The organism is Marinobacter xiaoshiensis, assembly GCF_031631795.1.
GTDB classification, from domain to species: domain Bacteria; phylum Pseudomonadota; class Gammaproteobacteria; order Pseudomonadales; family Oleiphilaceae; genus Marinobacter; species Marinobacter xiaoshiensis.
Genome location: NZ_JAVMBO010000003.1, coordinates 145,344 through 167,305 on the forward strand (window position 1 = coordinate 145,344; position 21,962 = coordinate 167,305).

The following is a 21,962-nucleotide window of genomic DNA, read 5'->3' on the forward strand; positions in this document are numbered from 1 at the left end:
ATGATAAGCATCCAGACTGACGATTTTGATGCTGGATCTGAATATGCCGCACTGCGCGACAGTGGCGCGGGCACTGGAGCTATTGCTACGTTTACCGGGCTAGTGCGGGACCACGGCGACACACTGGATGTATCGGGGTTGTTTCTGGAGCACTACCCGGGCATGACAGAACAGGTGATTGCCGGCCTTATTGAAGAAGCCTCCCTGCGCTGGGATGTGCGTAAAGCGCGGGTAATTCATCGGGTAGGCAGGCTGTTACTGCAGGAGCAAATTGTGTTCGTCGGTGTGTGTAGCGCTCACAGGGCAGATGCATTTGCAGCTTGCGAGTTTATTATGGATGCCCTGAAAACTTCGGCGCCTTTCTGGAAAAAAGAGCTTGCTGAGGCTGGCGAACATTGGGTAGAGCAAAAAGCTTCAGATGTTGCTCGTGGTGAGGCTTGGGACAAGTAGTCCCGAACCTCGCTCAAGCCAGACAGATACAATAACGGATAACCCCCGCATCCTCTTCCCGAACCCATTCGATCCTGTGGCCTGCGATATCGCACAGCGCCTGCAAATCCTTGCGCGCCGTGGGATCATCCGCAAGGAATTCGACCAGTGTCCCGCAAGACAAACCCTGAACCCGCTTTTTAAAGCGTAAAACAGGAAGGGGGCACACCAAACCGATAGCATCGATTTGGTGTACTTCTGATCGCTCAGTCAAGGCGCACGCTCGTTGCGCTGCTGCCCTGCTCAGCCGATGACCACCCAAACTGACCGAGTACCATCGGGGCAGCGGTGGCAATCAACAGCGAGGCGACAAATGCAGAAATCATAACCTTCACGACGCTTCTCCTTTACTTTGCTTGGCCTCCACCTCAGCCACCCACAAATCGTGATGCTGGCGCGCCCATTCCACATCAACCTGGCCGCTACCCATCGCGTCGAATGCACCTTCCATGCCTACGGTACCAATGTAGATGTGAGCAATAATGGCTAGCATCATTGCGAATGCCACGACCGAGTGCCAGATGTTGGCAAACTGCATCTCTTCATGCGGTGTCAGAACCGTAGCGAACTCTGTCCCCAGGACACTGTTTATCACACCAAAGGTATCGGCAAACATGGGTAACTGAAATGGGAACAACAACGACAGGCCCGTCAGTGAAACCGAGAAACCCAGCACCATAACGGTCCAGAAAACAATTTTCTGCCCAGCGTTGAATTTCTTTGCAGAAGGGTGGGTTTTGGTGAAAATACCGCCGCCCGCCTTGATCCACTGCCAATCAAGCTTGTCAGGAATATTGTGAGCTACCCACATAACAAACGTCATCACCAGACCAATCATAAAGGCCCAGGAAATATTGTTGTGAACCCACTTGGAGCCAGCGGCCAAAGTTGCAAATACCTCGGGGCCCAGTACAGGGATCAGGAAACTCCGCCCCATCAAAGTGATGAGCCCGGTTATAGCCAGCGCAATAAATGAGCCCGCCAATAACCAGTGGCCAAACCGTTCGACAGCTTTGAATCGCTGAATCGTGGTACCTGCAGGGCCGCCATCGATCATGATTTTGCCGCGAATAAAGTAAAACACCACAAGCAAGGCAAGAAAACACAAAAGCGCGCCGCCACCATAATTGATGACAGGCCCTTCGCGAAGCTTCAGCCAGGTCATGCCACCATCCTGGATCATAACGTCAGCTGCAGGCCCTCGAGCCTGTGTGCGGGCGTCAAAATTGTTATAGCGAATGGCACGATATGTGTCTGACCTGGAAACCCCGCCGCGCGTACCTAAATGATCGCTGATCGGCGCCGCATTGGCCGGGTTACCCAGATTTTCAGACCGGAAAGCCCCGTCAACGTTCAGCTTCTGCTGACGAGCCATAATATCTTCCAGGGTTTGAGCACCCCCGGTTGCAGAGCGGTCAATCCCCGGGCTCTCTTGTGCCCAGGCATGACCGAACGAAAGCGTCACCAATACCAGAAAGGCGGCGCCCAATAATTTTATATTCATCAGAGCACTCCAGCGAAAGCCACAAGAAGAAGTTCGTGCCTCAAGAAGTTCCAGGGCCCTTTCGGGCCCTGAACACTCAGGCCAGTTTATGCACCCTTCTTCTCATAGGCTGTGCCCCATCCCCAGGCGCCGGAGCCAAAACCACGGCTCACGACACGCTGGCGATAGATGTCCGCCACCTCGTTACCGTCACCGGCCAGCAGGGCTTTGGTCGAACACATTTCCGCGCAGAGGGGAAGTTTGCCCTCGGCAATACGGTTGCTTCCGTACTTGGCGAACTCGGCTGCCGAATTGTCTTCTTCAGGACCGCCTGCACAGAAGGTGCATTTATCCATCTTGCCCCGGCTGCCGAAATTACCCGCTTGCGGGAATTGAGGCGCACCAAAGGGGCATGCGTAGAAGCAATACCCACAACCGATACAAAGATCCTTGGAGTGCAAAACGATTCCGTCTTCGGTCTGGTAGAAGCAGTCAACCGGGCAGACAGCCATACAAGGCGCGTCTGAGCAGTGCATGCAGGCAACCGAGATCGAACGCTCGCCCGGCTTACCATCTTCGATGGTTACCACGCGTCGACGGTTAATACCCCAAGGGACTTCATTCTCATTCTTACAGGCCGTTACGCAGGCATTACATTCGATGCAGCGTTCGGCGTCGCAAAGGAATTTTGCGCGTGCTTGTCCTTCAAGTGCCATGGTCTACACCTCTTGTTATGCCGGCATGATCGAACACAGGGTGGCTTTGGTCTCTTGCATCTGCGTGACCGAGTCATACCCGTATGTTTGAACAACGTTTGTAGATTCACCCAGAACGTAGGGGTCAGCGCCTTTGGGATACTTATCCCTCAGGGATTTACCCTCCAGGTGTCCGCCGAAGTGGAACGGCATGAACGCTACGCCTTCGCCGACACGCTCAGTTACCAAGGCCTTGACCTTGATACGACCGCCCTCCGGCCCAGATACCCAAACGTCGTTACCATCACGAATGTTCAGGTTATTCGCATCACGCGGATTCACCTCAATGAACATGTCCTGTTGCAATTCGGCCAGCCATGGGTTGGAGCGCGTCTCATCGCCACCACCTTCGTACTCGACCAGTCGGCCGGAAGTCAGAATGATGGGGAAGTCCTTACTGAAGTCCTTCTTCTGAATGGACTCATACAAGGTCGGCACGCGCCAGAACGTCTTGTCCTCATAGGTTGGATAGTCAGCCACCAGGTCGCGACGTGTTGTGTACAGTGGCTCGCGATGCACCGGCACCGGATCCGGGAAGTTCCAGACCACGGTGCGCGCTTTGGCATTACCGAAAGGCGCACATTCGTGCTTGATGGCCACGCGCTGGATACCGCCAGACAAGTCGGTCTTCCAGTTGGTTTCAGGACCGGCCACAGCATCAATGCTGGCCCGCTCTTCAGCGGTCAGATCACCGTCCCAACCCAGATCCATCAACATCTGCATGGTGAACTCGGGATAGCCGTCCTTGATGCCCGAATTTTTCGAGTAAACGCCTTCAGCCAGCAGGCTCTCACCGTTGCGCTCTACACCAAACCGGGCGCGGAAAGTGAGGCCACCCTCGGACACCGGCAGGGACATATCGTAAAGGTTCGGTGTTCCCGGATGATTCATCTCTGCTGTACCCCAGCATGGCCAGGGCAAACCATAGATATCCCCATCACAAGGCCCACCATTTGCACGGAGGGTGGTCCTGTCGAAGTGATGCTGGTACTTCATGTGCTTCTTGAGACGCTCAGGCGATTGGCCTGTGTAGCCGATGGTCCACATGCCACGGTTGAATTCACGAGTGATGTCTTCAATAACTGGCTCATCACCTTCAATCGCAATGTTACGAAACAGGCGATCGGTGAACCCGAACTTGTCTGCAAACAGCTTTATGATTTCGTGATCAACCTTCGAGTCGAACAGTGGTTCAACCACTTTTTCGCGCCACTGGAGCGAGCGGTTGGATGCGGTTACAGAACCACGGGTCTCGAACTGAGTAGTTGTTGGAAGCAGGTAGGCGCCGTCTTTGCGATCGTGCAACACCGCTGAAACGGTCGGGAAAGGGTCCACTACAACCAGCAGGTCGAGCTTCTCCATAGCCTCCTTCATTTCCAGCATACGAGTCTGTGAGTTTGGCGCATGGCCCCAGAGCACCATGGCCCGGGTGTTGTCCGGCTGCTCGAGGTTTTCCTTTGCCTCCAGAACACCGTCGATCCAGCGAGACACCGGAATACCCTTCTCGTTCATCATGGCTCTGGATTTGCCGTTTTTGTCCCACACAGCAAATCGGCCTTTCAGCCAATCCTTATCTTCTTCCCAGACTCGCGCCCAGTGGGCCCAGGCACCAGCGCTCAGGCCGTAATAGCCAGGTAAGGTGTCGGCCAGTACACCAACATCGGTGGCGCCCTGAACGTTATCGTGACCGCGAAAAATGTTAGTGCCGCCGCCAGAAGTGCCCATGTTGCCCAATGCCAACTGCAGAATGCAGTAAGCACGCGTGTTGTTATTACCGTTACTGTGCTGGGTACCACCCATACACCAGATCACTGTGCCAGGGCGGTTATTAGCCAGGGTGCGGGCTACACGCTCAAGCTGCGCGCCCCGGACGCCAGTAACGCGTTCAACCTCTTCCGGATCCCAGCGTTTCACTTCTTTGCGGATTTCGTCCATACCCCAGACGCGGGTGCGGATAAACTCTCTGTCTTCCCACTTATTCTCGAAGATGTGCCAGAGGAGACCCCAGACCAACGCCACGTCTGAACCAGGGCGAAAACGCACAAACTCATCAGCATGAGCTGCGGTACGTGTGAAGCGCGGGTCGCAAACGATCAGCGGTGCGTTGTTTTCTTCCTTAGCTTTCAGGATATGCAGCAACGACACAGGGTGCGCTTCGGCGGGATTACCCCCAATGATGAAAATCGCTTTCGATTTGTGAATATCATTGTAGGAGTTGGTCATCGCGCCGTAACCCCAGGTATTGGCTACGCCGGCGACCGTTGTCGAGTGGCAAATCCGGGCCTGGTGATCAACGTTATTGGTGCCCCAGTACGCCGCGAATTTGCGGAAAAGATAGGCCTGCTCATTATTGAACTTGGCGCTGCCAAGCCAGTAGACAGAGTCGGGTCCGCTTTCCTCGCGGATCTGAAGCATCTTGTCGCCAATTTCGTTGATTGCCTGGTCCCAGGGAATCTTCTGCCACTGGCCATTGACCATTTTCATGGGGGACTTGAGGCGGCGTTCGCCATGGGCATGCTCACGCACTGAAGCACCTTTCGCACAGTGTGCACCCAAATTGAAGGGGCTGTCCCAGCCAGGTTCCTGACCGATCCATACGCCACTTTGAACTTCAGCTTCGACGGTGCAGCCTACCGAGCAGTGCGTACATACCGATTTTTTACGAACGACTTCGCTGCCACTGGTCGTTGGAGCTGCAGCTTCAACTCTCCCCGACGTCAGCGATAAAGCCGCCATGCCACCCACCGCAACACCGGAAGCCGTCAAGAATTGACGGCGATCCAACGTCTTCGCAGCGAGAGATGAAAGCAAAGAGCCTGCACGGGAGCGTTTCGCTACCCCGTTGGTCTTCTTCCTTAACATGTCTCTTACCTCTCTCTTTATTATTCTCGTTTTCTCTGGAGGTGTGGTCATTCAAGAGCATCACGCAACCTTGAATGATTCACGCATCCTTAAAAGCGAGCCGATTCGAAATACTTACGTGTGTGTTCAGTGCTACGCAGGCCGCGGCTTTTCGGTACGTTTTGGTTAACGACCTCGGCTGCGGCATTCGGTGCAACCGCCATTGCAACGGCAGCCGGAGCTGCAACTGCTGCCATTTTCAGGAAATGGCGACGGCTGTTTTCACGCTTCGGGTTGTCCATAGGACACCTCCCCACGGGTTAAGGAATCGCTCAGATTCCGGTTACTGAATTGCAAAAGCATCTGCTTCTATAGCCATAAAGGCCCGCCCGAGCGAGCCCACAGGACCATAGAAGATGGCGCTTTGCGCTTCTTCCAAATCCGTAAAAAATAGTTCCGCCCACTTTGCCAGGTGTGCGTCAAAAAAAGCTTTTTGCGATGGCAGGTCACTGTCGCAGGGAAACTCGCCGGTAATGATGCCGGCCATGATTTCGCACAGGGTTCCGATATGATCTTCAGGCTCTTTTACATCGCTGCGGGCTTTGATACCCCTTGCCATGAGGTCAGCACGTAGTTCCGCAAGCGGCTTTTCGTTCAAAAAGCCAGTCAGATAGTAACTGGTGTAAGGAAGTAATTCACCGCGGCCAAGCCCGACAAAAAGATTATTGTACTCACGTTCAGCGTCATAGGGATTCGTCCGCTCCGCAAGCACTGCCAGGTTTTTGGAAGCCCCGCCCAAAGGGGTGTCATCACCCTGCAATGACGCCAACCCTTTCAGTAGCTCACTCGAGGGTGGGCCGGAAAGCAAAACCCCAAGCAACTGATAAATCTGAGCGCGGGCACGATCTTCATCAGTTATCGAACGCGGGCACTGTATTTCTGCAGTGTTAGTCAAATCGTGTTCCTTTAATTTTTATCTGCAATCTGCACTATCAGTCTAGTACACACAATGAGCTAGTGGTGAATTTTGCTGTAGCTCGCCAATAACTGAAATCTTTGCCGTTAATCGTCGAAACGCATTCGGGGCCGAAAGCGTGGTGCCTGACTCTCATCCAATTGATTCGGTTCGTTTTTCACCTGTCGCGCCACAGCAACCTCTGATTGAGCAGAAGCGTTCCCGGTTTCAAGGCGAACGTCTGGCTTAGGGGGTTTGACAACCTCTGGAGGTCTGACATTATCCACAATGCCAGCCGGCTCTTCAGCCTGATCCTCAATTGATTCGTCGGCTTTTTTGGCTCTATCGATGAACCCCTGTCCAACCTTGTACAGGGTCTTCGCGCCTTTTATCGTAGGACCTGATGCAGTGAAGTCTTCATCGTAATCATTAAGGCCATCCAGCACCGCAAGCACAGGGTTGGATTTCCATAGCGCCCGGAGGGCTTTGCGACGCAAGAGATCGGGGATTTCTTTTCGCATGAATCCGGTGATGTCGGTGCCCAGCTTGATGGCGTCCGGGTCTGGCAATCCGTACTTCGCAAGCACTTCATGCTCTGGCAGGGCCTCATTGATAGCGAGTTCCTGCGCCTCTGGTGATGGCTCGGTTGCAACGACCGGAGTAGCCGAAGACTCCGGTTGCCTGGCAGCTTCTGCTTTTTGACGCGACCAACGCTGTAAACGTGACTCGGCCATTACTGAAGCCTCGGTTTTTTGATGTTGGCAGGTGCGCGATAGACATCACTCTGCTGACGGATACGTGGATCGCCTTTCGCATCTTCAGACCCATCAACACGAACCTCGTCTCGGCGGCGTTTCTTGAAAGGCTCCTCTATATAGTGCATGTCGACAAACTCCATAATCCAGGCCGCAAGAGACTCTGGAATGGGAACTGCTTCGACAATACTTTCGCCACTATCGAGAGAATCCAGCGCTTCATGGGCACTGGCGGTGACGGTACTGACAACCCAGCCAGATGGCGATTGGCTCGTGACATCCCTGTCCATTACGATCCACACAGAAGGAGTCGCCATATTCAGGGATACCAGGTAACCCTCAACATCGGCGCGAAACAGCTCCATCGTGACTGTGCCAGCGTGATAATCGACCACTTCCCCTTCGCGCACCAGCTCCTTCCAGAAGGCTTCCGGCGCACCCGGGATCACAGCTACCGGTTTCCAGATCTCTCGCACCCAGCGCGTCACCCCCGGTGACCTGCGAACAACGGCGCCTACCTGTAATTCGCGTCTCCAATGACCTGTCCGACTACTCATGGCAATTCTCATTGTTTTCTTGTAAGCCCAAAATAGCAGGGCCCCAGCAATTATCCAACTGTCCAAAAGTAAATGGCTGTGGCATGCTCGATTAGCAAATTCGGTGAGAGCATGTAAAAAACAACGAGAGAGTCAAACTCCTGATGACGGCATACAAGACCCTACTTTTATGTAGTTGTGACAAGACACAGTCTTTTGATCCAAAGGCACTTCAGAAGGCCGCCGCTGCGACGCAGGTGATTGCAGTGGATCAACTGTGTGGCACAGAATTAGGCGTCGCCGCTGAACATCTCGGTGCAGACAATGAGGTGCTCATTGCATGCAGCCAGCAGTCAGCCCTGTTCGAACGCCTGTCTGAAGACCTGTTCGCCGAACATAATCACGCCGCGCCTTTCCATACTATTGATATCAGGGACAGAGCCGGCTGGAGCGCTTCCAATGCAAAGCCAGAGCGCCAGCATGCCAAGCAGGCCGCTCTGATTGCCGCTGCCCAACTGCCGTCGCCCATAGCACCGTCGAAAACCATTGAGTCCAACGGCATCTGCTGCATTGTCGGCCCCACCGAGCAGGCCATCAGAATGGCCGAGCTGGTTCAGGACGAGCTGGGAGTTACCTGCATTGTTAATGATGCCGGTCCGATTCAACTGCCCTCCGCGGCTTACGATGTTGCAAAGGGTCAACTGACGAGCGCCTACGGCGCACTTGGCAATTTCAAACTGGAGTTTGCCCGCTTGCAAACCCTGAACCCGGCAGGGCGGGGTGAGTTGGGTTATGGCCAAACAAAGCCTACCGCCCGCAGCGAATGCGATGTATTTATCGACCTGAGAGGCGGTGCCCCGGCATTTCCGAGTCATGAGAAACGCAACGGTTATTTCTGGGCTGACCCTAAGAAGACTGGCGAGCTGGAGCGCATTGCCCTGACAGCCCGGGAACGGGTTGGTGAATTCGAAAAGACCGTATATTTCAGATTGGAAGAATCCCTGTGCGCCCACTCCCGGGCCAGCAAACCCGGTTGTACACGCTGCCTGGATGTGTGCTGCACAGAAGCCATTTTTTCTGCAGGCGACCATATCCAGATCGATTCGGATATTTGCGCCGGCTGCGGAGCCTGCGCTGCCGTTTGCCCCACTTCCGCAATTACCATGAACGAAACCTCATTCGAGGCGATCACCAAGGTCGCGGAGGTGATGGCAAAGGTCTATCGGGAACATACCAGCGAATCTCCGCGACTGGTGTTTCATTCCCTGGATGCTGGAACAGAAGCCATTGCCAACCTGGCGCGATACGATGACGGGCTGGCAGATGACCTGCTGCCGATTGGGCTGGAGCATATAGACCGGATTGGCCATGCTGAAATAATGGCGGCATTCGGCGCCGGCTATGCCGAGGTGCTCATCCTGGCGGACAACGAATTGGATGAGCGGATGGTGGCTGCGGAAGTTGAACTGGCCCAGGCGCTGCTTCAGGGCACTCATAACTCGCCAAGCCGGGCACGGGTTATCTCCGCAATTGAACTTTGTGATGCCGGTGCCAATGCGGGGCGGGTGAGTGATCCTGTATTGCTGGTCGGCGGTCGCCGTGACATCACGCGAGTGACGGTCGCAGCCATGTCAGACAAAATTGAAGAGCCGATTCCGCTCCCGGCGGGCGCACCTTATGGAGCGATCGAAATTGATTCGGATAAGTGCACGCTCTGTCTGGCCTGCGTATCACTGTGCCCGACCGGCGCACTTGGCGATCACGGGGGCCGCCCGGAGGTTCAGTTTACGGAAAACGCCTGTGTTCAGTGTGGTATCTGCGACAGCACCTGCCCGGAAACGGCTATTACCCTGCAGCCCCGGCTGGATGTGTCCAAGGCAGCATTGAGCGCCCGGGTTTTGCACGGAGAAGATCCTTTCGAGTGCATTAAATGTGGCACTCCATTTGGCGTTGCAAGCACCATCAACCGAATCATCGAGAAGCTGGAAAACCAGCACTGGATGTACAAGAACTCTGACAATGTCCAGCTCATCAAGATGTGTGACGACTGCCGGGTCAAGGCTCAGTTCCATGGAGACAGCGCTCCCATGGCGGGCGGTGAGCGGCCGCGAATCCGAACCAGCGATGACTATCTGGACAGTTGATAACAACGGGATACACCATGGTCGAGTACACCGAAGTTGGTAAAAAACCGAATCTGATTGGAACGGACGCACCCCGGCCTCAGGACAAAAATCCCAGAGGCGTTGATCGCATCATCGCCATTGCTTCAGGCAAGGGTGGCGTTGGCAAATCCACGGTTTCGTCCAATCTGGCCGTTGCCCTGGCGTCAAAAGGTCTCAAGGTTGGCCTTCTGGACGCCGACGTATACGGCCCCAGCCAACCCCGTATGCTGGGTGTTTCCGGTCGTCCTTCCAGCCCGGATGGGAGCACCATTCTGCCTTTGAGAAATCACGGGGTTACCCTGATGTCCCTGGGACTGATGGCACCAGAGGATGAAGCCATAGTCTGGCGGGGGCCCATGTTGATGGGTGCGCTGCAACAGATGATGAACCAGGTAGAGTGGGGGCGACTCGATGTGCTGTTAGTCGATCTGCCGCCGGGTACCGGCGATGTTCAGATGACTCTGAGCCAAAAGTTTTTCGTTGCCGGCGCGGTTGTCGTATCAACACCCCAGGATATTGCACTGATGGACGCTCGCAAGGGCATTGATATGTTCAAGCGAATGGACGTGCCGCTATTTGGCTTGATCGAAAACATGGCCTCTTTCATCTGTGACGGGTGCAATAAAGAGCACCATCCATTCGGACATGGTGGTGCGCGGGCAGAGGCTGAAAAACTGGGTGCGCCTTTCCTTGGCGAGATTCCATTGGATCTGGATATCCGAATCGGTTCGGACGGCGGCGTTCCGATTGTGGTATCAAAGCCAAATAGTCCTCAAGCGATGAGTTTCCAGCGCATCGCGGATGAAATTGTTGCCTCCGAATTATACGCCCGGGCTATCCAATGACTGTATCACCCCAGTTCCCTCCTTTGCTCACCGGAGAAGTAGTGCCCAGGCATATCGATCCCTTTAACAAGGCGGTCAGCCGGGCCATCGCAGGTGTTGATTCAGGCATGGTATTTTACTCTGAGGCAGCCGACACCTTGCGGGCGGCGCTGGTGCTGGCACCGGAAACGACCCTGGAAGAGGCCGTTCAAGCAGTCTACGTTGCCCAGATAGGCCTTGCCGAGAGCCTTGGCGCTCTGGCGCCACCAGAAGTACCGGTGCATTTTCAATGGCCTGACCGAATCAAGGTCAATGGCGCCCTCTGTGGCAGCATTCGATTCGCTGCGGATGTTTCAGACCCTTTGGCTCATCCAAACTGGCTGGTCATCGGCATCACTGTGCCTTTCATTCAGGAGGCTAACGAGCCTGGAGATAATCCGGACGAAACCTGTCTTTACGAGGAAGGCTGCGTTGATATGACGCCCATGGCATTGCTGGAGAGCTGGTCCAAGCACACGCTTTTATGGTTGACGTATTTCATGGACAGTGGCTTTGAGCGCGTGCACAAGGAATGGCGGCCGCGTTGCGACACGCTGGGCAAGTCGGTCGAGCGGCCAAGGCTGGGCCTCTTTGTTGGCCTGGATGAAAAAGGCCGGATGCTGTTGCGTCAGGATGTGATGACCGAGACATTGAGCTTGATTGAATTCGCGGAGCACGTATGAAACTGGCCAGAACCCTGCAGCTGGATATATCCGACGAAAACGTATTTGAGAAACCTGCACCCAGCGGCGAATGGGCGATCTCCGGCGGCTTTGAGTTCTCTAACTGGTCGGAAGCGGAACTGAAGGGCAAAGCGCGCCAGGCCTTCAGTAATGGCTGGTACAGCATTGAGTCTGGCGGTCGCGCCAGCTTTGTTGGCGTGTGTAATATTACTGACGCGGAGCTTGAGCAGATTCGGGCCGCCCTGGCCCAGACATTTGTTGACCACTACGGAGCACCGGATTTTGACGCGGCCTACACTGTGGCCTGTGATGAGATCGATCAGATGCGAGCTATGTGCGAGGACTTCGAGGACAACACTCTGCTGATGGTCAGCCGCACGCTGACCGAGCTAGGTGTAGAGGAAACCTACCGTTCGCGGGCACCGCAAGATGCCTCACTCGAGGCATTTGCGGTCCATGGCAGCGTTGACTGATTAAAGCCCGAAGCTGCCATATGGAATAAACCGTACAGGGGTGCCCGGCTCAATTTGCATGGCGGCCTCATCCAGCTCTACCAGGCCTTCAGACCAAGCCAGTCCGGTTACCCGACCAGAGCCTTCAGATCCGAATACCTCAACCTGCCCTTCCCGAATCCGGGCCCGCAGCATCTCACTGCGGCCTCGTTTTTTGTTCTTCGAAAAATTAGCCGGCACAAGATAACCCTGGGGTTCAAACCACTCCGCCCCTGCCAGCAAAGCCATCGCCGGTGCGCCAAACCTCAGCGCACAAACCCAGGCAGCCACAGGGTTACCCGGCAAGCCTACCACAGGTGTTCCTTGGTACATGGCAAGTGCCAGCGGTCTTCCGGGCTTGATAGCGATGCGCCAGTTGCTGATTTCGCCGTGCTCTTTCAGGGCTTCAGAAACCCGGTCTTCGTCACCGGCAGACACTCCCCCGCTGGTCAGGACCAGATCGCACTCCTCCGCTCCCCGCACCAACGCGGCCTTCACTTCTTCCGGGCGGTCAAGCACATGACCAAGATCAACCAACTCATAACCAAGCTGCGTAATCAAAGCGCTCAGCATCGGGCGGTTGGCGTCGTATATCTGCCAGTCCGTAACCGCTGCGCCTACCGGCTTTACCTCATCACCCGTTGATAGCACGCCAACCCGTAGCCGGTTATACACATCAACTGATTCGACCCCCACACTTGCGAGCACCGAAATATGGGTTGGGTTCAGTCGGGTTCCCGCAGTGAGAATCTTGTCCTGAACCTTGATGTCCTCACCCGCTCTGCGGGCATTGGCACCGGCTTTCAAGGTGCCGTTCAGGTGCAACCGGCCATCGGTGATTTCGCTGTCTTCCTCCAGGACGACCGTATCCGTGCCGTCCGGAATGACCGCGCCGGTCAGAATCCGTATAGCATACCCCTCGGGCACTCGCTCCTTATAAGGCTCTCCGGCGGCACTGCGACCTTCCACCAGAGGCAGAATGCTGGGCACCTCCGTTAGCGGGCCGGCAAAGGCATAGCCATCAACCGCAGAGTTATCACTTGGGGGGTGAGCTCGCGGCGCATAAACGTCGCTTGCCAGAATACGTCCATTAATTTCTGCCAGCGGAACTGAGCGTTGCACATCCACTACGGGGTGCAAGCGTGACCGCAGCCGCTCCAGCGCCTCTTCGACCGGCGTCCAGTTAACTCCAGGGGGGAGTGCAAAACAGTCGTTACGAAGCATACTCATGGATTTTGTGCATCCGATGGTTTGGTATCCGAGGATACCGACGGTGGCTTTTCACGGCTCAGAACAAAGTCTGCAATAGCGGTTACATCGTTTACGTCGAGCACGGGTCCCTGAAAGTCAGCCGGGTAGTCTGCAGCAACAGCCACAATGCTTTTATCTTCTCTAAAAAGAGGCGAGCCCGAACTTTCCCGGCGATGAACCTCGATTTTAGGGTGTGTGTGTGTTTTGAAACCCTCTACTACTACCCAGTCACACGACCCCAGGCGAGCCAGCAATACATCCAGCGTAGGCTCTTTGGCTCCCCGGAGTTCGTGCATGATGGCGAAACGCTGACCACCGGCCAGGATGACCTCCTGGGCGCCAGCTTCGCGGTGTTTGTAGCTGTCAGTACCAGGCTGATCCACGTCCACCATGTGATGGGCGTGCTTGATCGAGTTGACGGTTAACCCTCTGCCGGAAAGCTCACGAATTAATGCACTGGCCAGAGTGGTTTTTCCGGAGTTTTTCCAGCCCACGATGCCGATAACATTCACTTGAGATTTTTCTCCGCCCAGGCCAGGTCTTCTGGCGTATTGATGTTGAAAAAGTCGCCTTCATTAAAAACCACCAGAGTTTCGCCCTGGGTTTGAGTCCACTGACGGATTTTGCGCACTCCGTCGTTCAGCGCTGCTCGCAATTCATCCCGCAACGAGACCCGCCAGCGGCCAAAGGTCGGCTGGGGCAGTCGACCGCGCACCGGGTCTGGCGTGGCAGCCAGCACCACAGGCGTATCGTACGCGGCCAGCCGGTCTGCCAGATTCCTGGGGAACGAAGGAGTATCAGCTGCAACGCTGATCAGCCATTCATGGCCCTGCTCCGCTGCCCAATCCATTCCCGCGAGAACTCCGGCCAAAGGCCCCGGAAAGTCGCCGATAGAGTCGGGCACCACAGGTAAATTCAGGTCGTCGAACCGGCTCAGATCCCCGTTGGCATTCAGCACAATAGCCTCAACCTGCGGAGAAATTCGCTCAATGACACGGTCAATTAATGACTTGTCGCCCAGCATCAGGCGACCTTTGTCGCCACCGCCCATCCGATTTGCCTGGCCACCTGCCAGAATAACCGCGCACTCAGTCATGCACTGCCCCTTTTCGACGCTGTTTTTTGTCTTCGTCCGGCACCAGGGACAAATCCTGGTCAAACACCAAGCGATGCTGGCCACTGAGGCAGGTAAATTTCTTGCCTCGCATCCGCCCGATCAGCGTCAACCCGACCTGCTGTGCAATATCGACACCCCAGGCCGTAAAGCCCGACCGGCTGATCAGGGTCGGGATGCCCATCAGCGCCGTTTTGATCACCATTTCAGAGGTTAAGCGCCCGGTGGTGTAGAGAACTTTGTCTGCTGCCGGGACACCGCTCAGGTACATCCAGCCTGCGATCTTGTCGACCGCATTGTGGCGCCCCACGTCTTCCATGTAGGCAAGGACTTTGCGGCCCTGACACAAAGCCGTGCCATGAATGGCGCCGGTTTCCATGTACAGGCTGGGCGTGTGGTTAATCTGGTAGGACAGATCGTAAAAGGTGCTGGTGTGTACTGGCGTGTCCGGCAGTGTCAGCCCCTCGAGCCCAGCCATCATGTCACCAAAAACCGTACCCACAGCGCAACCCGAGGTACGGGTTTTCTTTTCCAGCTTATCCTCGACATCGGTAACGCCCGCCGTACGAACCACGACAACTTCAAGTTCTTCGTCGAAATCAATCCCGGTGATCTGGTCGCTCTTTTTCAGCATACCCTGATTCAACAAAAAGCCGAGCGCCAGATACTCCGGGTGATCGCCGATGGTCATGGCCGTGACGATTTCCTGGCTATTCAGGTAGATAGTCAGGGGCCGCTCTTCTATTACCCTGATTGATTTGCCCTGGCCGTTTTCATCAACACCCTCAACGGCACGGGACAGGCGAGGATCTTCAGGATCTGGAAGTATGAGGTCAATCGTCATGTTTGCTAAAGCCGCCTCATGGACGGCCCCGAGTGGAATGTGTTCGGATAATGCCAGAGATTAGCCTATTTGGCATTCGGGAAAAACAGCTGCTGCCCGTCCACCTTGAAGTCGGCAATCGCCTGCTGGCCGTCTTCGGAGATCAGCCAGTTATGCCACTGTTGTGCAAGGTCATGCTTGAGATGGGGATGTTTCTCTTCAGACATCAGCAAGCTGCCATACTGATTGAACAACACCTTATCACCTTCGAAAAGCAGGGTCAGGTTCTGGCGGTTACCAAAAGCCACCCATGTAGCGCGATCCGACATTACATAAGCATCCATTGCAGCTGCAGTATTGAGCGTTGGCCCCATTCCACTGCCCAGTTCGCGGTACCAGTCGCCGTCAGGATCAACGCCGGCGTTTTTCCAGTGCCTCAACTCGGCACGGTTGGTGCCGCTGTCATCACCGCGTGACGCAAACGGTGCCTCGGCCTTGGCGATCGCTGCAAAAGCCTCCTCTGCGCTCTGGGCCTGCCTGATATTGGCAGGATCATTGGCGGGGCCAATCAATACGAAGTCGTTGTACATGACATCGGCCCGCTCGGTGGCAAAGCCATTCTCGACAAAGCGTTTTTCGCCTGCGGTGTCGTGGACCAGAAGGCTATCGGCATCACCGCGACGGGCAATTTCAAAAGCCTGACCAGTACCCACGGCAACCACGCGAACCTGAATGCCAGTGGTGTCTTCAAACTTCGGCAAAATGGATGCGAACAGCCCTGAATTCTCGGTTGATGTGGTTGATGCCAGAGTGATGTAATCCTCAGCGCAAGCGGCAAACGCGAGGCCCATGCTGGCTACACCCGCGAGCAACAAATTTAACGTCTTCTTCATCTTGTTTTCTCCTTTTTTATTGAAGGGCCGAATTATTCGACCAGTTCTCCTGCCATGTACGCCTGCGCCTCTCGCGAGACGGGTTTTTCAAAAAATGCTTCGGCCGGGCTGTGCTCACGCACCTTCCCGCCCGACAGAAAAAGGATGTCCCCGGCGAGTCGCTTTGCCTGATGCAGATCATGGGTGGTCATCACAATGCGGGTTCCTCGCTGATGAAACTCATGTACGGCCGCCTCCACGGCTTTAATCGCCGCCGGGTCGAGCGCGGAGGTGGGTTCATCCAAAAACAGCACCTGTGGTGAAAGTACCCAGGCCCGCGCCAGTGTCAGGCGCTGTTGCTCACCGCCAGAAAGTACCCGAGCCGGCGTATTACAGCAGGCGGTGAGGCCGAAACGCTCAAGCGCATCGTGCGCCAGCTTTACGCGCTCTCTGCGGGGCACGTTATTAACTGCCAAAGCGTGAATCAGATTAGCAACAGCCGAACGACGCAAAAGCACAGGTTGCTGAAAGACCATCGCCTGACGAGGCCGAATCTCACCTGACCATGTAATCTGCCCCTGGGTCGGCAGAAGCAGGCCATGTGACAGCCGCAACAGAAGACTTTTGCCCGCTCCATTAGGACCCATCACAAGAGTGGGACCGGCGCCTTTGAGGGTAAATGAGCAAGGCCCCAACAGCACCTTGTCCTCATGGCTGAAGCTGACATCCTTAAAGCAGAGCTCCGGTGACGGAGACAGGATGGACGACGCGAGACGTGGAACCTGAAAGGCCGTCACCCTACCCGCCTCCTGGTCAACTCACCCACCAGATAGGCGCCAGCATTGATCAGCATCACCAGCGTGAGCAGGACAATGCCCAGACCCAGTGCAAGAGGCAGGTTACCCTTGCCGGTTTCCAGGACGATGGAGGTGGTCATTACCCGAGTAACGCCATCAATATTGCCGCCCACCATCATTACAGCACCCACCTCGGCACTGGCGCGGCCAAAGCCGGCAAGCAGAACGGTTAGCAGCGCAAAACGTGCGTCCCACAACAGAGTGGGCATCATGCGTGAGTGTGACATGCCCAGTGAAACAAACTGCTCCCTGTATTCACCCAGAAGCTCCTCCACTTTCTGCCGGGAAAGTGCTGCCAGAATAGGTAATACCAGCACCACCTGCGCAAATATCATAGCGCCTGGTGTAAACAGCAGCCCCCACTCTCCAAGCGGGCCAGCGCGCGATAGCAGCAAATACACCATAAGCCCGGCCACAACCGGTGGCAGTCCCATCAGTGCGTTGAGGGCAACAATCATTCCGCCGCGCCCGGGGAAACGCCATATCGCCACCGCAGCCCCCAAAGGGAAACCCAGCACTGCCGCAATCAGCACTGCGAGAAGTGAAATCTGAAGTGAGAGCGCCACGATCTGAAAGAGCGAAGCGTCGAGATTTAACAGTAGCGATAGTGCTACGTAAAACGCATTATTTTCCACAGCTGCGACTCCTTGATCTTGAGCATCGTGGCGCTTATGGATACGCTTTGCACAGCGTATTGAAAAATATGCAGCCCAAAACAGCCTTACGCTGTATTTATCCTGCAGGAGAGATAGATGCCCCTCCCCGCCTACCTCACCACGGCTGAAGCTGCCGAGTACTTGCGCCTGAAAGAACGCAAGGTCTATGACCTGGTCAGTCAGGGCGTTATCCCCTGTGTGCGTGTAACGGGGAAGCTTCTGTTCCCACGGCAGCGGATTGATTTATGGCTGATGAACCATCTGGAGGGCGACGATGCTGTCAGCTCTCCCATCCCTCCCGTTCTTGCCGGTAGCCAGGATCCATTGCTGGAATGGGCTTTAAAGGAGAGCAACGCAGAACTGGCTTTGTTATGCCAGGGCAGCGGCGATGGCGTGCAAAGACTGGTTGACGGGCGGGCAATGCTCGCGGGCATGCACATCTGGCATGCTGACAGTCAGAATTACAACGATCCTGACACCTTGGGCTTGAGCGGTATGCGTGATCTGGTGCTGATTCGCTGGGCAAAGCGCCAACAAGGGCTCCTGCTGGCAACCGATAACCCACATGGACTCGAGCGGCTTGGGGATATAGCACGCCCAGGCATACGCGTAGCGCACCGACAGCCAGACGCGGGCGTCAGTCACTTGCTGCAAAGCCTGCTGACTCAACACCGCATCGATGCCCGCCAACTTACATGGGCCCCTCACCCATCACTCAGTGAGGACGATCTGGCCTTGGCTATTCGTCAGGGCGAGGCAGATATCGGGATAGGGATAGAAGCAGCGGCGCGGCGCCAGGGATTGGCATTTATTCCCCTGCAACAAGAGCACTTTGACCTGGCGATGCGTCGACGCCATTATTTTGAATCGGCGATCCAACATTTGCTGGCGTTTGCCCGCAGTGCCCGCTTCAGACAACGCGCTGAAACACTCGGTGGTTACGATATCAGTGAACTGGGGAAAGTCGTCTATAACGCTTGAACAGCGCCCATAACAACAATACAGGCGGATTAATCATGCCTTCCGTGCATAAAAACCTGGTGAAAAACGCCAGTGGAGCCTTGGGGGATCTTGGCACTCTGATTCCCTTGGGTCTCGGAGCTGTTGGGGTGGCGGGGCTGGCACCGGTTCCAGTGCTGCTGGGTTTTGCCATTTTCTATATCGCGACGGGACTGTATTACCGCCTGCCGGTACCTGTGCAGCCTATGAAAGCAGTTGCTGCGCTGTTATTAACCACTCAGGTGAGCCCCCAGAGCCTGGTAGCCAGCGGTGTTCTCATAGGGGGCATATTGCTGATTCTCGGTGTGACCGGCTGGATTAACGGGGCCGCGCGCCTGATACCTCGATCAGTATTGAGCGGGCTTCAGTTGGGTCTGGGGCTGATGCTGGCCCACATGAGCGTCGGCCTGATGGCCACATCCTTGCCCTTGGGCATCGTCACGCTGGCATTACTGGGTGCTACTCTCAAGCTGTTGCCACATTGGCCTGCAGCGCTGATAGGGTTAATTGGTTCTGTTGCGCTCGGTACTTTGCTGGGCGCCCAAGGACTCATTTTTCCTGCGGCAGATTCGGTTGCTTTTTCATTACCGGAACTACCGGGCTTTAAAGATTGGCAGCAAGGGCTCTCAACGCTGGTCCTGCCGCAATTGGCCCTTACGTTAACCAACGCCATCGTTCTGACGGCTTTGGTGGTTGGGGATTACTTCGGTGAGCAATCCCATCGCGTCACGCCCGCCCGGCTATCCATCTCTACCGGCCTGGCCAATCTCTTTCTGGTCCCCTTCGGCGCTTTACCCATGTGTCATGGAGCCGGCGGCGTGGCAGCTCACCACCGCTTCGGCGCTCGAACCGGCATGGCGCCGGTACTGCTGGGCACAAGTTTGCTCCTGATTGCCTTGATACCAGGCGGCCTCGCAATGATTGCGGCGATTCCGATGGCAGGTCTTGGGGCTTTGTTGTTCGTGGCAGCCGCTGAACTAGCCTTGTCCAAGCGCCTGTGGACGGCGAAACCCTCCTGCTGGCCGGTTATCGCCATAACAGCCGTGATAACCGTATGGACCGACCCGTTTTTCGGGCTTCTGGCCGGAGTCGCTGCGGAAACTGTTCGGACTGCCTTGCTGCGCAGGCGAAAGATTGCCTAGACGAAAAAACCGCCCAGGAACATAGCTCCGGGGCGGTTTTTGGCAACCAGGATGCAAATCAGAGATTGCTGTCCAGGAATGCCGCCAGCTGGGATTTGGACAGTGCGCCCACTTTCGTGGCGTCGACGTTGCCGTTTTTGAACAGCATCAGGGTCGGGATACCACGGATATTGAACTTGGGCGGAGTCTGCTCGTTTTCGTCGATGTTGAGCTTGCAGACTTTCAGCTTACCAGCGTATTCGTCGGCAATTTCTTCGAGTACAGGCGCTATCATTTTGCAAGGTCCGCACCACTCCGCCCAGTAATCTACCAGCACGGGCACGTCAGACTGAAGTACGTCCTGCTCAAAAGATGCATCCGTTACGTTTACAATATTTCCGCTCATTTCATTTTCCTGATTCATGCACTACACCAGGCTTTCGGCGGTTACACCGGCACCTGAATGCTCGCGCAGTTGACTGTTTTTAGGGGTGCCGTTGTTCGAAAAACACCCTTTCATCCCCATCACTTTATCGACTACTTTACGCGATTGGTCCCGCGTATGTGAAGCAGTAGATCCACAGGCTTGAATCCCTAATCTTCTGACCTCAATCAAATTGATCACCTTTCCGCTTGTGGCGCAACAGTGTATTGACTGACATATCCCGGAATTATCGCTTATAGTACGCGCAAGTTCTTACCAAAGGATCCTGATCACCGTGACGGACACTTCTTCCGCCGAAAACCTGGCCGCGCAACCAGACATGCTTGCGTCCATTGATATGGGCTCAAACAGTTTCCATATGGTTGTGGCCCGACTAGTACAGGGCGAAATCCGAACCATGGAAAGAATGGGCGAGAAAGTTCAGCTGGGCGACGGCCTTGATGCCGACAACTATCTGACGGAAGAAGCCCAGCAGCGCGGCCTCGACTGCCTGCGGCGCTTTGCCCAACGACTTAACGGTACGCCCCCTGAGGGAGTTCAGATTGTAGGTACAAATGCGCTCCGGGTGGCACGCAATGCCAATCAGTTTATCGCACGGGCAGAGGAGGTTCTGGGCTATCCGGCGGAGATCATTGCGGGGCGGGAAGAAGCTCGCCTTATCTATCTGGGGGTTTCGCACACACTCTCTGACGACGCCGGGCGGCGCCTTGTGGTCGACATAGGTGGCGGCAGTACCGAGCTGATAATTGGCGAACGCTTTGAGCCCCAGGAGCTGGAAAGCCTGCACATGGGCTGCGTATCCTTCCGGAACCGGTATTTTGCCGACGGCCGAATTACCCGCAAGCAAATGGATAATGCTATTACCCATGCCGAGCAGGAACTACTGGGAATTCGCAGGCGTTTTCGCTCAGTGGGATGGGAAAGCTCTGTCGGTGCATCCGGCTCAATCAAAGCCATTTGCAACGTACTGGCAACCCTGAAAATCACCGATGGCACCGTCACCTGGAGTGCCATGGAGGAGCTGCGTCGGCGACTGGTGGATATGGGCAGCGTCGAAAAACTCGGCGAATTGGGATTACGGCCTGATCGACAAAATATTTTCCCTGCCGGCTTTGCCATTCTCATGGGTGTGTTCCAGTCCCTTAACATTCAGGAAATGACCTATACCGACGGTGCCCTTCGGGAAGGCCTGTTGTACGGAATTGCCGGTAGAATCAAGCATGAAGATGTGCGGGAGCGCAGCATCTCAGCACTGCAAGAGCGGTATCAAGCTGACCAGAGCCACGGGGCTGCTGTGGAGGCAACGGCCGTTGCTGCATGGGGGCAGATTGCCGAGCATTGGGGGCTGAACACCCCTGCCGATGAAGAGGCACTGCGCTGGGCCTGCCGGCTGCACGAAATTGGCCTGGCCATTTCCCACAGCCAATACCATAAACATGGTGCCTATCTGCTGCGCTACTCTGACCTGGCGGGCTTCACACAACAGGCACAAATGGAGCTGGCGATTCTGGTGCGCGGCCATAGACGCAAATTCAGCTCATCCATTTTTGACGGGGTCGACCCCGGTGATCTGGAGCGACTCAGGCATCTCTGCATTCTTGTGCGGTTGGCCGTGCTGATCCAGCATTCACGAAATCTGGAGCCGCCACCCGCCTTCACGCTGGAGCCAAGAGAAAACGGCCTGCTGCTGACGTTCCCGGAATGCTGGTTTGATGAGCGCCCGCTCACCTATGCCGATCTGATGAACGAACAGGAATATCTCGCAAAGCAGAACTTTGTACTCGAACTGGCGGGCGGCTAACCTGTTG

General features: G+C 55.5%; 25 protein-coding genes. 8 read left to right on the top strand and 17 right to left on the bottom strand.

From position 1 onward, the window contains the following. Complete coding sequence (locus RKA07_RS00645; protein WP_200371657.1) at positions 1 to 450, top strand: molybdenum cofactor biosynthesis protein MoaE; 450 nt, start codon at positions 1 to 3, stop codon at positions 448 to 450. A gap of 13 nt (positions 451 to 463) precedes the next feature. On the opposite strand, the gene RKA07_RS00650 is transcribed toward RKA07_RS00645, so the two are convergent. From RKA07_RS00650 to RKA07_RS00690, 9 genes are all read right to left on the bottom strand, one after another. Then, the gene (locus tag RKA07_RS00650; protein WP_200203285.1) at positions 464 to 703 is read right to left on the bottom strand and encodes a sulfurtransferase TusA family protein; all 240 of its coding nucleotides are present in this window, start codon (positions 701 to 703) and stop codon (positions 464 to 466) included. After that, a complete protein-coding gene (locus RKA07_RS00655; protein WP_265091936.1) occupies positions 696 to 824 on the bottom strand; it encodes a hypothetical protein in 129 nt (42 codons plus the stop codon). Before RKA07_RS00655 ends, RKA07_RS00650 begins: the two co-directional genes overlap by 8 nt. Next, positions 821 to 1,993 (bottom strand): formate dehydrogenase subunit gamma, encoded by a 1,173-nt coding sequence (locus tag RKA07_RS00660; RefSeq protein WP_310965302.1) that lies wholly within the window; start codon positions 1,991 to 1,993, stop codon positions 821 to 823. Before RKA07_RS00660 ends, RKA07_RS00655 begins: the two co-directional genes overlap by 4 nt. A gap of 86 nt (positions 1,994 to 2,079) precedes the next feature. Next, positions 2,080 to 2,688, bottom strand: a complete 609-nt coding sequence (gene fdh3B / locus RKA07_RS00665) for a formate dehydrogenase FDH3 subunit beta (RefSeq protein WP_200203280.1) — start codon at positions 2,686 to 2,688, stop codon at positions 2,080 to 2,082. Positions 2,689 to 2,703: 15 nt separating this feature from the next. Next, positions 2,704 to 5,589 (bottom strand): molybdopterin-dependent oxidoreductase, encoded by a 2,886-nt coding sequence (locus RKA07_RS00670; protein WP_310965303.1) that lies wholly within the window; start codon positions 5,587 to 5,589, stop codon positions 2,704 to 2,706. An 89-nt stretch (positions 5,590 to 5,678) separates the two neighbouring features. Next, on the bottom strand, positions 5,679 to 5,870 hold the full coding sequence (locus tag RKA07_RS00675; protein WP_200203278.1) for a twin-arginine translocation signal domain-containing protein: 192 nt from the start codon (positions 5,868 to 5,870) through the stop codon (positions 5,679 to 5,681). Between the two features lie 41 nt (positions 5,871 to 5,911). Then, on the bottom strand, positions 5,912 to 6,523 hold the full coding sequence (locus tag RKA07_RS00680; protein ID WP_200203276.1) for a TorD/DmsD family molecular chaperone: 612 nt from the start codon (positions 6,521 to 6,523) through the stop codon (positions 5,912 to 5,914). Between the two features lie 107 nt (positions 6,524 to 6,630). Beyond that, entirely contained in the window at positions 6,631 to 7,257 is a 627-nt protein-coding gene (locus tag RKA07_RS00685; protein ID WP_200371653.1) for a DUF3306 domain-containing protein, read from the bottom strand. Continuing rightward, entirely contained in the window at positions 7,257 to 7,835 is a 579-nt protein-coding gene (locus RKA07_RS00690; protein WP_200203272.1) for a DUF3305 domain-containing protein, read from the bottom strand. The genes RKA07_RS00685 and RKA07_RS00690 overlap by 1 nt, the downstream gene beginning before the upstream one ends. Positions 7,836 to 8,080: 245 nt before the next feature. Here RKA07_RS00690 and RKA07_RS00695 point away from each other — a divergent pair, with 245 nt between their 5' ends. The 4 genes from RKA07_RS00695 to RKA07_RS00710 are packed head-to-tail and all read left to right on the top strand — an operon-like array spanning position 8,081 to position 11,998. Then, positions 8,081 to 9,958 carry a 4Fe-4S binding protein gene (locus tag RKA07_RS00695; protein ID WP_310965304.1) on the top strand — a complete coding sequence of 626 codons (1,878 nt, stop codon included), beginning with the start codon at positions 8,081 to 8,083 and terminating at the stop codon, positions 9,956 to 9,958. Positions 9,959 to 9,975: 17 nt separating this feature from the next. Further along, on the top strand, positions 9,976 to 10,824 hold the full coding sequence (locus RKA07_RS00700; protein ID WP_200203268.1) for an Mrp/NBP35 family ATP-binding protein: 849 nt from the start codon (positions 9,976 to 9,978) through the stop codon (positions 10,822 to 10,824). Continuing rightward, positions 10,821 to 11,525: a biotin/lipoate--protein ligase family protein gene (locus RKA07_RS00705; protein ID WP_310965305.1), complete on the top strand. Its 705-nt coding sequence runs from the start codon at positions 10,821 to 10,823 to the stop codon at positions 11,523 to 11,525. The genes RKA07_RS00700 and RKA07_RS00705 overlap by 4 nt, the downstream gene beginning before the upstream one ends. Then, positions 11,522 to 11,998: a DUF6505 family protein gene (locus RKA07_RS00710; protein ID WP_200203264.1), complete on the top strand. Its 477-nt coding sequence runs from the start codon at positions 11,522 to 11,524 to the stop codon at positions 11,996 to 11,998. The genes RKA07_RS00705 and RKA07_RS00710 overlap by 4 nt, the downstream gene beginning before the upstream one ends. On the opposite strand, the gene RKA07_RS00715 is transcribed toward RKA07_RS00710, so the two are convergent. From RKA07_RS00715 to RKA07_RS00745, 7 genes are all read right to left on the bottom strand, one after another. Then, entirely contained in the window at positions 11,999 to 13,246 is a 1,248-nt protein-coding gene (locus RKA07_RS00715; RefSeq protein ID WP_200203262.1) for a molybdopterin-binding protein, read from the bottom strand. Then, positions 13,243 to 13,779 (bottom strand): molybdopterin-guanine dinucleotide biosynthesis protein B, encoded by a 537-nt coding sequence (mobB, locus tag RKA07_RS00720; RefSeq protein WP_310965306.1) that lies wholly within the window; start codon positions 13,777 to 13,779, stop codon positions 13,243 to 13,245. Before mobB ends, RKA07_RS00715 begins: the two co-directional genes overlap by 4 nt. Next, entirely contained in the window at positions 13,776 to 14,363 is a 588-nt protein-coding gene (mobA, locus tag RKA07_RS00725) for a molybdenum cofactor guanylyltransferase MobA (protein WP_200203256.1), read from the bottom strand. Before mobA ends, mobB begins: the two co-directional genes overlap by 4 nt. Continuing rightward, positions 14,356 to 15,225, bottom strand: coding sequence for a formate dehydrogenase accessory sulfurtransferase FdhD (fdhD, locus tag RKA07_RS00730; RefSeq protein WP_200203252.1), 870 nt, complete (start codon positions 15,223 to 15,225; stop codon positions 14,356 to 14,358). Before fdhD ends, mobA begins: the two co-directional genes overlap by 8 nt. A gap of 65 nt (positions 15,226 to 15,290) precedes the next feature. Next, a complete protein-coding gene (locus RKA07_RS00735; RefSeq protein ID WP_200371647.1) occupies positions 15,291 to 16,097 on the bottom strand; it encodes an ABC transporter substrate-binding protein in 807 nt (268 codons plus the stop codon). A gap of 32 nt (positions 16,098 to 16,129) precedes the next feature. Next, complete coding sequence (locus tag RKA07_RS00740; protein WP_200203248.1) at positions 16,130 to 16,873, bottom strand: ATP-binding cassette domain-containing protein; 744 nt, start codon at positions 16,871 to 16,873, stop codon at positions 16,130 to 16,132. Continuing rightward, positions 16,870 to 17,568 (bottom strand): ABC transporter permease, encoded by a 699-nt coding sequence (locus RKA07_RS00745; RefSeq protein WP_200203246.1) that lies wholly within the window; start codon positions 17,566 to 17,568, stop codon positions 16,870 to 16,872. Before RKA07_RS00745 ends, RKA07_RS00740 begins: the two co-directional genes overlap by 4 nt. 117 nt (positions 17,569 to 17,685) lie before the next feature. Between RKA07_RS00745 and RKA07_RS00750 the strand changes: the two genes are divergently transcribed. After that, positions 17,686 to 18,570: a substrate-binding domain-containing protein gene (locus RKA07_RS00750; protein ID WP_200371646.1), complete on the top strand. Its 885-nt coding sequence runs from the start codon at positions 17,686 to 17,688 to the stop codon at positions 18,568 to 18,570. 35 nt (positions 18,571 to 18,605) lie between these two features. After that, positions 18,606 to 19,730 carry a putative sulfate/molybdate transporter gene (locus tag RKA07_RS00755; RefSeq protein WP_200203242.1) on the top strand — a complete coding sequence of 375 codons (1,125 nt, stop codon included), beginning with the start codon at positions 18,606 to 18,608 and terminating at the stop codon, positions 19,728 to 19,730. A gap of 58 nt (positions 19,731 to 19,788) precedes the next feature. Here the strand turns inward: RKA07_RS00755 and trxA are convergent, their stop codons facing one another. Beyond that, positions 19,789 to 20,115: a thioredoxin TrxA gene (gene trxA / locus RKA07_RS00760; protein ID WP_100639177.1), complete on the bottom strand. Its 327-nt coding sequence runs from the start codon at positions 20,113 to 20,115 to the stop codon at positions 19,789 to 19,791. 358 nt (positions 20,116 to 20,473) lie between these two features. Here trxA and ppx point away from each other — a divergent pair, with 358 nt between their 5' ends. Further along, entirely contained in the window at positions 20,474 to 21,955 is a 1,482-nt protein-coding gene (gene ppx, locus RKA07_RS00765; protein WP_227714996.1) for an exopolyphosphatase, read from the top strand. Positions 21,956 to 21,962 lie beyond the last annotated feature (7 nt).

Bases quoted from the DNA above. Each gene is read 5' to 3' on its own strand.
- RKA07_RS00645 (WP_200371657.1), top strand. From the start codon at position 1: ATGATAAGCATCCAGACTGACGATTTTGATGCTGGATCTGAATATGCC.
- RKA07_RS00660 (WP_310965302.1), bottom strand. From the start codon at position 1,993: ATGAATATAAAATTATTGGGCGCCGCCTTTCTGGTATTGGTGACGCTT.
- fdh3B (WP_200203280.1), bottom strand. From the start codon at position 2,688: ATGGCACTTGAAGGACAAGCACGCGCAAAATTCCTTTGCGACGCCGAA.
- RKA07_RS00670 (WP_310965303.1), bottom strand. From the start codon at position 5,589: ATGTTAAGGAAGAAGACCAACGGGGTAGCGAAACGCTCCCGTGCAGGC.
- RKA07_RS00675 (WP_200203278.1), bottom strand. From the start codon at position 5,870: ATGGACAACCCGAAGCGTGAAAACAGCCGTCGCCATTTCCTGAAAATG.
- RKA07_RS00685 (WP_200371653.1), bottom strand. From the start codon at position 7,257: ATGGCCGAGTCACGTTTACAGCGTTGGTCGCGTCAAAAAGCAGAAGCT.
- RKA07_RS00690 (WP_200203272.1), bottom strand. From the start codon at position 7,835: ATGAGTAGTCGGACAGGTCATTGGAGACGCGAATTACAGGTAGGCGCC.
- RKA07_RS00700 (WP_200203268.1), top strand. From the start codon at position 9,976: ATGGTCGAGTACACCGAAGTTGGTAAAAAACCGAATCTGATTGGAACG.
- RKA07_RS00705 (WP_310965305.1), top strand. From the start codon at position 10,821: ATGACTGTATCACCCCAGTTCCCTCCTTTGCTCACCGGAGAAGTAGTG.
- RKA07_RS00710 (WP_200203264.1), top strand. From the start codon at position 11,522: ATGAAACTGGCCAGAACCCTGCAGCTGGATATATCCGACGAAAACGTA.
- RKA07_RS00715 (WP_200203262.1), bottom strand. From the start codon at position 13,246: ATGAGTATGCTTCGTAACGACTGTTTTGCACTCCCCCCTGGAGTTAAC.
- mobA (WP_200203256.1), bottom strand. From the start codon at position 14,363: ATGACTGAGTGCGCGGTTATTCTGGCAGGTGGCCAGGCAAATCGGATG.
- fdhD (WP_200203252.1), bottom strand. From the start codon at position 15,225: ATGACGATTGACCTCATACTTCCAGATCCTGAAGATCCTCGCCTGTCC.
- RKA07_RS00735 (WP_200371647.1), bottom strand. From the start codon at position 16,097: ATGAAGAAGACGTTAAATTTGTTGCTCGCGGGTGTAGCCAGCATGGGC.
- RKA07_RS00750 (WP_200371646.1), top strand. From the start codon at position 17,686: ATGCCCCTCCCCGCCTACCTCACCACGGCTGAAGCTGCCGAGTACTTG.
- RKA07_RS00755 (WP_200203242.1), top strand. From the start codon at position 18,606: ATGCCTTCCGTGCATAAAAACCTGGTGAAAAACGCCAGTGGAGCCTTG.
- trxA (WP_100639177.1), bottom strand. From the start codon at position 20,115: ATGAGCGGAAATATTGTAAACGTAACGGATGCATCTTTTGAGCAGGAC.
- ppx (WP_227714996.1), top strand. From the start codon at position 20,474: ATGCTTGCGTCCATTGATATGGGCTCAAACAGTTTCCATATGGTTGTG.